This window comes from Bradyrhizobium sp. Leo78 (assembly GCF_059512425.1).
The window spans coordinates 1-11,980 of the sequence record NZ_JCAMOT010000008.1 but is presented as its reverse complement, the minus strand read 5'-3'; the positions used below and the strand labels follow the sequence as shown (position 1 = coordinate 11,980).

Annotated in this window: 8 protein-coding genes and 2 pseudogenes; 5 read left to right on the top strand and 5 right to left on the bottom strand. The window is 62.3% G+C overall.

Annotated features, from left to right (window positions below; translation table 11 throughout):
• Window position 1: 1 nt before the first annotated feature.
• Complete coding sequence (locus AC5ZG1_RS12340) at window positions 2–1,774, bottom strand: CYTH and CHAD domain-containing protein (protein ID WP_496133164.1); 1,773 nt, start codon at window positions 1,772–1,774, stop codon at window positions 2–4.
• 523 nt (window positions 1,775–2,297) lie between these two features.
• Between AC5ZG1_RS12340 and AC5ZG1_RS12335 the strand changes: the two genes are divergently transcribed.
• Window positions 2,298–2,693, top strand: coding sequence for a nuclear transport factor 2 family protein (locus AC5ZG1_RS12335; RefSeq protein ID WP_496132998.1), 396 nt, complete (start codon window positions 2,298–2,300; stop codon window positions 2,691–2,693).
• A gap of 40 nt (window positions 2,694–2,733) precedes the next feature.
• Here AC5ZG1_RS12335 and AC5ZG1_RS12330 read toward each other — a convergent pair whose 3' ends face one another.
• From AC5ZG1_RS12330 to tyrS, 3 genes are all read right to left on the bottom strand, one after another.
• A complete protein-coding gene (locus AC5ZG1_RS12330) occupies window positions 2,734–4,428 on the bottom strand; it encodes a methyl-accepting chemotaxis protein (protein WP_496132997.1) in 1,695 nt (564 codons plus the stop codon).
• 100 nt (window positions 4,429–4,528) lie between these two features.
• Window positions 4,529–5,770 (bottom strand): MFS transporter, encoded by a 1,242-nt coding sequence (locus tag AC5ZG1_RS12325; protein WP_496132996.1) that lies wholly within the window; start codon window positions 5,768–5,770, stop codon window positions 4,529–4,531.
• 55 nt (window positions 5,771–5,825) lie between these two features.
• Window positions 5,826–7,082 carry a tyrosine--tRNA ligase gene (gene tyrS / locus AC5ZG1_RS12320; RefSeq protein WP_496132995.1) on the bottom strand — a complete coding sequence of 419 codons (1,257 nt, stop codon included), beginning with the start codon at window positions 7,080–7,082 and terminating at the stop codon, window positions 5,826–5,828.
• 164 nt (window positions 7,083–7,246) lie between these two features.
• Here tyrS and AC5ZG1_RS12315 point away from each other — a divergent pair, with 164 nt between their 5' ends.
• Complete coding sequence (locus tag AC5ZG1_RS12315; RefSeq protein WP_456641529.1) at window positions 7,247–8,350, top strand: anhydro-N-acetylmuramic acid kinase; 1,104 nt, start codon at window positions 7,247–7,249, stop codon at window positions 8,348–8,350.
• Window positions 8,351–8,440: 90 nt separating this feature from the next.
• Window positions 8,441–9,111: pseudogene (locus AC5ZG1_RS12310) on the top strand (glutathione S-transferase family protein).
• 113 nt (window positions 9,112–9,224) lie between these two features.
• Here AC5ZG1_RS12310 and AC5ZG1_RS12305 read toward each other — a convergent pair.
• On the bottom strand, window positions 9,225–9,872 hold the full coding sequence (locus tag AC5ZG1_RS12305) for an alpha/beta hydrolase (RefSeq protein ID WP_028169230.1): 648 nt from the start codon (window positions 9,870–9,872) through the stop codon (window positions 9,225–9,227).
• 342 nt (window positions 9,873–10,214) lie between these two features.
• Between AC5ZG1_RS12305 and AC5ZG1_RS12300 the strand changes: the two genes are divergently transcribed.
• Window positions 10,215–11,369, top strand: coding sequence for a cysteine desulfurase family protein (locus AC5ZG1_RS12300; RefSeq protein ID WP_496132994.1), 1,155 nt, complete (start codon window positions 10,215–10,217; stop codon window positions 11,367–11,369).
• Between the two features lie 93 nt (window positions 11,370–11,462).
• Window positions 11,463–11,980, top strand: a pseudogene (locus tag AC5ZG1_RS12295) (Fe-S cluster assembly protein SufB); the annotation flags it as partial.

Sequence of the window (11,980 nt, the reverse complement as noted above, 5' to 3'; positions counted from 1 at the left end):
ATCACGCCTCTGCTGCCCTCAACCACGGTGCCTTTGTTTTCCTGAAATCCTGCCACGCGTTTCGCAGGCGCGCCTCAACGCCGATCGATGCGTGTGCCTGCCAGCCGGTTATGGCGGCTGCAGCGGTGCCGCTTTGGGAGAACTCGTCACCGAGCTCAGCGAAAAGACCGTCTGTGATCGCCATGTCGTTAAAGGAACCAAGTTCCTCCTGCAGGTCGGCCAGCCCGCGAGAGAATCGCCTGACGGACTTTCGCTCTCCATACAGCGGTAACAGGAAGTCGGCGACGTAGCGCAGTCGCTTCGCAGCGAGCCTCAACCGGTGCAGTTTTTCCGCCGGAAGCGATTTGAAGCGGCGGCCGCGCTTGAGCACTTTCGCATGCTGCTCCGACAGGATGCGTCCGGCAAAGTTGATGGCGGGCTCGACCAGTCGTCCAAGGTCTTCGGGTGAGACGTCGCTGCGCCACCCCCTGGCCTCAATCCAGCCGCCGAGGCCGATCAGGAAACTTGAGCAGCGGCGGTCGGCCAGCGCGAGACGTACCTTCTGGTAGGCGGCAGATCGGCGTTTCTCTGCGAGCTGTTCCAGGGCATCAAAGCCCGCGACCGAGGGACAGGCCTGCGCGATGGTCGGCAGCGTGCCCCGTTGAAACATATCCCAATCGCGTGCACGGGAAAGGTTTCGTGCCAGCCACCTTGCTTCCGACCGGAACGAGTCGAGGTTGCCCAACGGCCCAACGGATCGCATCAAGTCCAGAGCCGCGCGCAGGCGGCGCAGCGACACGCGAAGCTGATGGACTCCCTCAGGATCGCGACCGTCCTCGGCGGCCGCGACAGACCCAAGAAGATGGTGGAGGCAGGAGCGCAGTATCTTTGCGAAGGCCTCATCGAGCGATATTGACGGATCGAGGCGAAGCTTTCGTGGCTTCCGCAGGGCGGGGGACGCGTTGGCCGCGAGCTCAAAGCCGCGCGCCGACTTGCTGCGGATTGACGGTCGCACGGACCCATGGTCCGCGAGCCGAAGTGCGAGGTCGTAAATCGCGCTGGCGCTTCCAGCCTTGAGCTCCAATTCGATTTCGCTCACAGGCATCGATTGATCGCCCGACTTCAGCACTCCCTGGTCGAAAGCGACCTCGATCGTTCCGGATGGCAGCTCAACGATGCGCGTGTGCCGGTGGATATCCGCGGTGAAGATTGCCTCGAGCTGATGACGTCTAAGGTCCGAGCGAAGTTTGGGTGGGATGAAGGGGATCGCCAGTTCGACATCGGGAGCAATGGAAGGGATATTTGCCTCCCACTCGCCGCGCCGGAGCGGATCGTCTCCGAGTTCGGCTTTCACGGTCTGCACGAACCGTGCGCCGTTCTGACGAACCCGCAGGCTTAATCCATTTCGTCTCAGCGTCTGCTCGGGCGTATCGTAATAGACGGACTTGAGGTGTTTTCGTGTGCCCTTGTTGCGCGCGTTCGTCGCGATGATCGGAGCGGCGTTGAAATCCGCCATGCGATCAGCATCAACCAGAAGCTTGAGCTCGATCTCGCTGCCGCCAAGCGTAGCACCGTTTTGCGCAGGGATTTCTGACGTTGCGTCATTCCTCTGATATTGCGCCTGATGAAGTGGATCGTTCGGCGGTTCCTGCGAACGAAGCTCCGCGACGCCATGTTGCCGGCCGGCAACAGAGTCGTTCGGCCTTTTGTTGTCCTGTGTGGCAATGGTGCCATCAAGCCCGTGGGCGGCGCGTGCACTTTCCCGGGCGGGCTCTGGCGTATCAGTTTCTGACATGTACGATTGTGTGACGGTTGGATGACGATTCGATAACACATCGCGGCGCGATCCAAAAGGAGAACGACATCAATCTCCCCCGGGGAGCTCATCCGTTTGGGTGAGCCAGATCAAGCTGGTTTTTTCGGCTCGAAATCCAGTCCGGTCCTCCCGATGGAACCGACGCATCGTCACAAAGGTCAGCGAGGTTTACGCTATGCTTGCCGAAGTTCTTTCTGGTATTGGAGACGCTGAGAAGCCACGCATGCGATGGTGAACCCCAGATCGTGATCAGCACCACGCAACATGTTCCAATCTCTGTGCTGCGCAGGAAGCCAGTCAAAGGCTGAGTGACGTCGCTATCTGGAGAAATGAGACCAAGTCTTGCGGGGGCGCTGACATCCGCGTTGGGCCCTGAGCCAAACCGTGCTCGAGCTTTCACCTGTCTGATCGCACGCACCGCTAATTTAGCGTATTGTGGAATTAGGTTTAGGCCAGTTGCACTGGAGCAATTAGACGTGCTTTGCGCAGGTGGGAGATCGAGATGGATGATCGAACCATGCGAGTGGCGCTGGAGCGCCATTGGGATGCTTCAGACGCGAGCGATTTCCAGGTCGAGCATGAAATCTATCACGAGGACGCTGTGCTTGATTATCCGCAATCTGGCGAGCGGATCCGCGGACGGCACAACATTCAAGAGAGCCGATTCCTTCAGCCAAACAAGAAGCGTTTTACGGTCCGTCGAATTGTCGGCAGCGGCGATCTCTGGATCGCAGAATTCGTACTTACCTATGACGGCACACCGTCCTACACGGTGAGCATCATGGAATTCCGCGAAGGGCTGGTGTCCCACGAAACGCAATATTTCGCCGATCGATTTGACCCGTCGCCTTCGCGTGCGCATCTTGTCGAGCGAGTAGGCGAAGTCACATCCTTCTAGATGTCTGGACTTCGCTCTATCTCCTCGCAACGAGAGTGGCTCACGCGGCGCGAACGCCGGCGAGGAAGGTCGAGACTTCGCCGGAGAGCTGTTCGGCCTGCTTGGACAGGTTGCTGGCTGCGGTCAGAACGAGGCCCGCGGCGTTGCCGGTCTCGTTGGCGGCAGCGCTCACGCCGCCGATATTGGTCGTGACCTCCTGGGTCGCTTCCGCCGTCTGCGACACGCTGCGCGCGATTTCGGCGGTTGCCGCGCCCTGTTGCTCGATCGCGGAGCCGATCGAGGTGGCGATGGTGCTGACTTCCTCGATCGTGGCGGTGATGCCGTCGATCGCCTCGACGGCTTCCTTGGTCGCGCCCTGGATCTGCGCGATGCGCGTGCCGATCTCCTTGGTGGCTTCCGCGGTCTGGCTTGCGAGGCTCTTGACCTCGGAGGCGACCACGGCAAAGCCGCGGCCGGCTTCACCGGCGCGCGCGGCTTCGATGGTGGCGTTGAGCGCCAGCAGGTTGGTCTGTTCGGCAATGCTGGAGATCAACTCGGCGACATGCTCGATCTGCTGGGCGCCATCGGCGAGCGCCCGCACGATGGTATCGGTGCGGCGCGCGCTTGCGACGGCGCGGCCGGTGACATTGGCCGACTGGGCGACCTGGCGGCTGATCTCGGAGATCGAGGAGGACAATTCCTCGGCCGCCGAGGCCACGGTCTGCACCCGGGAGCTTGCCTCCGTTGCCGCCGAGCCGACCACCGAGGCCCGGTGATTGGTGCCCTCGGCGGTTGCGGACATCGACTTTGCGGTGGCCTCCAATTCGCTGGATCCCGACGCCATCAGTCCGACGAGCTGGCCAACCGATGCATCGAAGCGATCGGCGAGGGCGATCAAGGCGTCGCGCTTTTCCTTCTCGCTCCGCTCCTTGGTTGCATCCTGTTCCGCTTCCAGCGCCCGTGCGGTGATCGCGGTCTGCCGCAGCACCTCGAGCGTTTCCGCCATGCGCCCGATCTCGTCGCCGCGGCCGGTCTCCTCGACCGCTTCGTCGAGCGAGCCTTCGGCAATGCGCTGCATCCGGTTCTTCTGGCGATCGAGCGCTCCGACCACGTCGCGGGCAATCAGCCATGACAACAGCCCCATCAGCAGCATCAGGCCGCCGCCGACCGCGCCGAGCTCCAGCAGCAGCGCATTCACGTCGGCGTCGATATCATCGACATAGAGCCCGTAGCTCATGACGATGTTCCACGGCTCGAAGCCGCGAGCAAAGATCATTTTCCGCAACGGCACGGTCCCGCCGGGGCGTGGATAAAGATAGGATGTGGTCCCGCCTTCCAGTTTCTGCCGGGCGGCGCCTATAATGGCGTCGGCAATCAGGACGCCATTGGAATCGATTGCACCGGTGATTTTGCCTTCGAGCTGGGGATTGGCGGCGTTCAATAAGATCGAAGTGTCGGCATTGTAAGTGACGGAATAGCCTTGGCCGTTGTTGAAGGTCATTTTCCGGCCGCGCTGGCGAAACTGCACCTTGGCCTCGGCGACCGTCATCTTCCCTGCGGCGACGTCGTCCTGCAGCGACTGCGCCACGCCGTAAAGCAGGTCGACCGCCGTCCGCATCTGTGCGACGCGATCGTCCAGCATGCGGCTTCGGCTGAGCCAGGCCGATCCCGCGACGATCGCGAACACGGTCAGTGCCGCGAGAGCCACGATGCTGGCGAGTTTGGTGCGGATCGTCAGTCGGCTGAGAATGTTCATTGCGGCCTCTGCGGAAAATCGTGTCCCGAGGCATAACAGGAACTGGCTTACCAATAGTGAATACGGCGCCATCAAGGGGATACCTCTGGGACGCGCTCGATCAGCGGCGCAGCGCCGGCACGACCAGGAATGGGATCATTCCGAGGATCACGCTGACCAGAGCGAATGCGATCACCGGGTTGTAGCTGTGGGCGAAGTCGTGAATCAGGCCGCCGGCCCAGGACCCGAACGCGGAGCCGAGCCCGCTGCCGATCGAGATGGTGCCATAGATGGTGCCGACCCGCTTGCCGCGGAAAATCTTCATCGCGGTGGCCGTGATCAGCGGGCCGCGCGAGCCGATCATGCTGCCGAAGGTGACGACGAAGCCGGTGAGCAGCCAGACGTTCGGATACCACTGCAGCAGCCAGAGCAGGATGATGCCGACGATCGAGATTCCATAGCTGAGCAGGACCGACGGTCGGCGGCCGATGATGCTGTCGAGTTCGGACACGCCGAGCATGCCGAACAGCAGCACGACGCCGCTGAACCCCCAGGCGGTCGCGGCCTGCAGCGGTGGAAAGCCCGCGTCGATCAGATAGGCAACGATTTGCGCCGAGATCGCATACATGCCGATCGCGGTGAAGAAGAAGGTCGCAAACAGCGCCCAGAAGGCGTGATGACGCATTGCGCCGAGCAGCGTCCAGCCTTGGTCGACGACGTCAGGATCGGCCTTCTTCACCACATGCGGCGAGCCGCGCGAGAACCGCCGCCACGGCAACAGCAATAGCGGCACCAGCAGGCACAGCGCCGTGATGCCGAAGATCTGGTAGGCGCCGCGCCAGCCGACGCCATCGATCAAAAGCTGCGAGGCCGGAAGCAGCACAAGCACGCCGGCGCCGGCCGCGGAATAGACCACCGCCATCGCGGTCGGCAGGCGAGGTCCGAACCACCGGCCGAGCAGGATCGAGTTCGGCACATTGCCGATGAAGGCGATACCGATTCCGACGCAAAGGCCGATGCTGAACTGCAACTGCCAGAGATATTGCGCATGCGCCGCGACCAGGAATGAGCCGCCGAGCAGCAGCAGTCCCAGCGCATAGACGGCTCGCGGCCCCGAATGGTCGAACAGGCGCCCGATCAGTGGCGCGGTCAGGCCGCCGGCAAGCCAGGTCAGCGAATAGACCGAAACGGTCTGTGCGCGGTCCCAGCCGAAGCTTTCAGAGATTGGTTTCAAGAAGACAGTGAAGCTTTCGCCGAGGCCGCGGCCGATCAGCGCGAGCACAAAGCACAGCGCGAGCACATTGAGCGCGACGCGCGTCGGCGGCTTCGCTGCAACTTCCTCCCCGGGCGTATTCTTGTCCATGCGAAGAGGGAGCGCGTTTCCGCAGCTCCCCACAAGTCGCAAAAAGCGAATGCGCCTATGCAGCCTTCAACAGGACGTGCCGCTTCTTGCCGAGCGACAGCTTGATCACGCCTTCCGCGGTGAGATCCGACGGCGTCAGCAGCATCTTTTCGTCGGTGACGGCGACGTCGTTGACGCGTAATCCGCCGCCCTTGATCTGGCGCCGCGCCTCGCCGTTGGAGGCGACAAGGCCGGCCTTCACATAGGCGGCCAGCACGCCGATGCCGGCATCCAGCTCGCCGCGCGGAATTTCGATCGTGGGTAGCGTCTCCGCCAGTGCACCTTCCTCGAAGGTGCGTCGCGCGGTTTCAGCCGCCTCGTTTGCGGCATCGGGGCCATGGAGCAGGGCGGTCGCTTCCGTCGCCAGCACCTTCTTGGCTTCGTTGATCTCGGAGCCTTGCAGTGCCTCCAGTTTCCCGATCTCACTCATTGAAAGCGTCGTGAAGAGTTTCAGGAAGCGTCCGACGTCGGCGTCTTCCGTGTTGCGCCAGTACTGCCAGTAATCGTAGGGGCTGAACTGGTCGGCGTTCAGCCAGACCGCGCCGGCGGCGGTCTTGCCCATCTTGGCGCCGGAAGCCGTGGTCAACAGCGGTGTCGTCAATGCGTAGAGCTGATGAGTGCCCATGCGGCGGCCAAGGTCGACACCGGTGACGATGTTTCCCCATTGATCGGAGCCGCCCATCTGTAGATTGCAACCGTAGCGACGTGCCAGTTCCACGAAGTCGTAGGACTGCAGGATCATGTAGTTGAATTCGATGAAGCTCATTTCCTGGTCCCGATCGAGACGGAGCTTGACCGAGTCCATGGAAAGCATGCGGTTCACGGAAAAGTGCCGACCGATATCCCGCAGCATTTCGATGTAATTGAGCTTGGTCAGCCACTCCGCATTGTCGGCCATCACGGCATCGGTCTTGCCGTCTCCGAACGTCAGGAAGCGTTTGAAGACGTGCTTGATGGATTCCTTGTTGGCGTCGATTTGCTCGATGGAGAGAATTTGACGCGTTTCGTCCTTGCCCGAGGGGTCGCCGACGCGCGTGGTGCCGCCGCCCATCAACGTGATCGGTTTGCCGCCTTTGGTTTCCTGCAGCCAGTGCAGCATCATGGCCGACAACAAATGGCCGATATGCAGGGATGGGGCCGTGCAGTCGTAGCCGACATAGGCCACGACGTCTCCCTTGGCGGCGAGCGCGTCGATGCCCGCCGCGTCCGACACCTGATGAATGAAGCCGCGCCACTGCAGCTCATTCATAAAATCCGATTTAAATGTAGTCATTTGTCGGCGACTCTGATCATGCTTGTTTTACGGTATTTGCATCCAGTTGGGGAACCCCGACCGAACGGACTGCCGCCGCAGGGGGCGCTGTGGCATTATAAGATGTGCTTGTTTGATACAAGCCGGGCGTCAGGGCAGGACAAGAGGCGTCGAAGGCTGCAGGCATGATGTTGACCGCACTCGGTCTGATGAGCGGGACCTCGCTCGACGGGGTTGACGTCGCACTGATCGAAACCGACGGAAAGCAGGTCAAGTCGTTCGGGCCGTCCGGCTACCGGTCCTACACCAATGCCGAGCGCAGCCTGCTGCGCCAAGCACTTACCGAGGCCGTCCATCTATCGCACCGTGACGCCCGGCCCGGGATCCTGGCCGACGCCGAACGTGCCGTGACGCTGGCGCATGCCGAGGCGGTTGCCGCCTTCACCGCACAGAATCGCATCACGCCGGAAGATATCGACATTGTCGGTTTCCACGGTCAGACCGTGCTGCACCGGCCGGAGCGCCGATTGACGGTGCAGATCGGCGATGCCGCGGCGCTGGCGAAAATGGTCCACATTCCCGTGATGCATGATTTTCGCGCCGCCGATGTCGAGGCCGGCGGGCAGGGCGCGCCCCTCGTGCCGGTCTATCACCGGGCACTGGTGCAATCCGTGCAGCGCGAGGGGCCGACCGTGGTGGTCAATGTCGGCGGGGTCTCCAACATCACCTATATCGACGGCACTGACACGCTGATCGCCTGCGACACCGGTCCCGGCAACGCGCTGCTCGACGACTACATGTTCCGCGTCATGAGCCAGCCGTTCGATTGCGACGGCCGGTTTGCCGCGCAGGGCAGGGCCGATGAGGCCTGGATTGCGCGCGCGCTGGAATTGCCCTTTTTCGCGCTGCCGCCGCCGAAATCGCTGGACCGTAATGATTTCGCCGCATTGAAGCTCGGGGACGTCACGCCCGCCGATGGCGCGGCGACGCTGACCGCCTTCACTGCGGCCACGATCGCCCGCGTGCTGCCGCTATTGCCGAAGGTGCCGAAGAGCTGGATCGTTGCCGGCGGCGGCGCGCGCAATCTGACCATGCTGCGGATGCTGCGCGAGCGGGTTGCGCCCGCGACCGTCGAAGCAGCCGATGCGCTCGGCTGGTCGCCGGACGCGATCGAGGCGCAGGCCTTCGGCTTCCTTGCCGTGCGCGGGATGAAGGGCCTGCCGCTCAGCTATCCCGCCACGACCGGCGTGCCTATTCCTATGACCGGGGGCATCATCGTGCGACCTTAGGCCGTTAGATGCAATTGCATCCTTTCTTGACTGTTTCATGCAAATGCATTTAGGTGCATGCGAGTGCTTGAAACCAGCGAGGAGTTCGCCATGGCCGCGTTGAAACTGATCAGCCACAAGCTCTGTCCCTATGTGCAGCGCGCGGTGATCGCGCTTAACGAGAAGGGCGTCGCCTTCGAACGGATCGATATCGATCTCGCCAACAAGCCGGACTGGTTCCTGAAGATATCGCCGCTCGGCAAGGTGCCGGTGCTGACGGTTGCGACCGACAAGGGCGAGGTGGCGCTGTTCGAGAGCAACGTGATCTGCGAATCGAGGAGACGCAAGCCGGCGCCAAGCTGCATCCGCTGGACCCGCTGGCGCGCGCCGAACATCGCGCCTGGATGGAATTCGGCTCTGCCACCTTAAGCGATCTCTGGGGCCTCGAGATTGCCAAGGATGCCGCGACCTTCGAGGCCAAGCGGGAGGCGGTCACTGCCAAATTCGCCCGCGTCGAGGCGGCACTCGGCGCGGGTCCGTACTTTGCGGGCGAGAAATTCAGCCTGGTGGATGCGGTCTTCGCGCCGATCTTCCGCTATTTCGATGTGTTCGACGAATTCATCGACCTTGCGGTGTTCAACGACATGCCGAAGGTGCGGAAGTGGCGCGCGGAGCTGGCGAAGCGTCCGAGCGTGAAGGCCGCGGTCGGCGCCGACTATCCGCAATTGCTGCGCGCCTTCCTCAAGCAGCATGACGCGCATGTGTTGAAGCTTGCGGCGTAACGCGCCGCAGCGCCGCAGGATGGGTAGAGCAAAGCAAAACCCATCGCCTTCACGACACGCGGCCCGAGTGATGGGTTTCGCTTCGCTCTACCCATCCTACGAGCCGCACTGCCTTAGCGCACGTTGGCGAGGCGCATGTCGAGATAGCCGGTCACCGTTTCCATCAACGGCTCGAGCTTGCCGTCGAAGAAATGGTTGGCGCCGGGGATGATCTGCTGATCGATCACGATGCCCTTCTGTGTCTTCAATTTCTCGACCAGCGTGTTGACGTCCTTGGGCGGCACCACGGCGTCCTTGTCGCCATGCACGATCAGCCCGGAGGACGGGCAGGGCGCCAGGAACGAGAAGTCATAGAGATTGGCCGGCGGCGCGATCGAGATGAATCCCTCGACCTCGGGCCGGCGCATCAGGAGCTGCATGCCGATCCAGGCGCCGAACGAAAAGCCCGCGACCCAGCAGGCACGTGCCTCGGGATTGATGCTCTGCGCCCAGTCGAGCGCGGAAGCCGCATCCGACAATTCGCCGGTGCCGTGGTCGAACGAGCCCTGGCTGCGGCCGACCCCGCGGAAGTTGAAGCGCAGCACCGAGAAGCCGCGATGCGCAAAGGCATAGTAGCACTGGTAGACGATCTGGTGATTCATCGTGCCGTGAAACTGCGGGTGCGGATGCAGGATCATGGCGATCGGCGCGTTCTTCTGCTTGGCCGGATGGTAGCGGCCTTCGAGACGGCCCGCCGGGCCGTTGAAAATAACTTCAGGCATCAGTGATCCCTTGAGTGATCCTACGCTTGACCCTTGGTTGGCGCTGGGCAATCAACCGAGTTGTGCTGACTTCATCGGCCCCCGGCAGATAAAGTGGCTGGATTTACCGTGAACGGCGCCGTCAGGCGGCTTCCCGCGAACGAACGACGCCTCGGTTGGTTTTTGAGGCCCGCGTTCTAGCATGAGGCGAGGGGCAAAAAGCAAGCATCTTGAACAACGCCAAGCGTGTTCAATGCGTTAGCCGGTGATTGCGGGCGGCGCGGCAATCACCAACTGGCCTAGGGATTCGAGCGAAGATTGCAGGCAAGGCCCGTAAGAAGTTCTGAGGTATTATAATACTCCATGACGAATCGCGTCTATCTCGACTGGAATGCGACCACGCCGCTTCGCCCCGAGGCGAAGGCGGCGATGGCGGCGGCATGGGAGCTGTGCGGCAATCCGTCCTCGGTGCATGCCGAGGGGCGGCAGGCACGTCGGCTGGTCGAGGACGCCAGGAGCGCGATCGCCGCGGCGGTGGGCGCTAAGGCGCAGGACGTGGTGTTTGCCTCAGGCGGCACGGAAGCGAACGTGCTGGCATTGACGCCTGGCGTGCGACGGAGCGGTAGTGCTCCCGTCCAGCGGCTCCTGGTGTCTGCGATCGAGCATGCCTCGGTGCTATCAGGCGGGCGCTTTGCGGCTGAAGCGATCGATACCGTGGCCGTGACATCGTCAGGCGTGCTGGACCTCGATAACCTCCGTAGCAAGCTGGCCGATGGCCCGCCCGCATTGGTGTCGGTGATGCTGGCCAACAACGAGACCGGCGCGCTGCAGCCGGTCGAGAAGGCGGCCGAGATCGTTCATGCGGCCGGCGGACTGCTCCACGTCGATGCGATCCAGGCCTTCGGGAAAATTCCCTTCGCTCTCGAATCATTGCAGGCGGATCTGGTGACGCTGTCCGCGCACAAGGTCGGCGGCCCCAAGGGCGTCGGGGCCGTGGTCCTGGCGGAGGGAGTGGAGAGGCTCGAACCCCTGTTGCGCGGTGGCGGCCAGGAACTCGGGCGCCGCGCCGGTACGGAGAACGTCGCCGGCATCTCGGCCTTTGGCGCGGCTGCCAAGGCCGCGATGGCGAGCCTCGAGACCGACGCAGTCCGGCTGCGGGCCCTGAGGGACCGACTTGAGGCTGGCCTGAGAGAAGTAAGTGGTATTATTGTATTCTCGGACGGCGTGCCGAGGCTGCCCAATACCACGCTATTCACGGTCCCAGGTTTGAAGGCGGAAACCGCCGTGATCGGCTTCGACCTAGCTGGAATCGCGGTATCTTCGGGTTCCGCCTGTTCCTCGGGAAAGGTCCAGCCGTCACATGTGCTGGGCGCGATGGGGTTCCGGCCGGACCTCGCCCAGGGAGCAGTGCGGCTTAGTCTTGGCTGGTCTACATCCACCACAGACATAGATTTGGCCGTAAAGGCTTGGCTAAAGCTCGCCGATACCTTACTTAGAGTGGGACGAAACACAGCTTGAACGGTTCTAAGCGGGTTTTTCGTCCACTAAGCAACCGTACCACTTTTTAGAACTGATCCACCGCGGTCCTTGAAACCGCGAGCGGAGGATTGAATGCCTGCTGTACAGGAGACGGTCGACCGTGTCCGACGGATCGACGTCGATCAGTATCGATATGGGTTCGAGACGCTTATCGAATCCGAAAAGGCCCCCAAGGGGCTCTCGGAAGATATCGTCCGCTTCATCTCAGAGAAAAAGAACGAGCCGGCCTGGATGCTGGAATGGCGCCTGGAGGCGTACCGCCGCTGGCTGACCATGACCGAGCCGACCTGGGCGCGCGTCAACTATCCCAAGATCGATTACCAGGACCTCTACTATTACGCGGCGCCGAAGCCGAAGAAGACGCTATCGTCGATCGACGAGATCGATCCGGAGATTCTCAAGACCTACGAGAAGCTCGGCATTCCCTTAAGGGAGGTCGCGATCCTCGAGGGCGTCGAGCCGCCTCCGGGCGGAGAGCCGTCGGAGCAGCGGAAGATCGCTGTCGACGCCGTGTTCGATTCGGTGTCGGTTGCGACCACCTTCCAGAAGGAATTGAAGAAGGCCGGCGTGATCTTCATGCCGATCTCGGA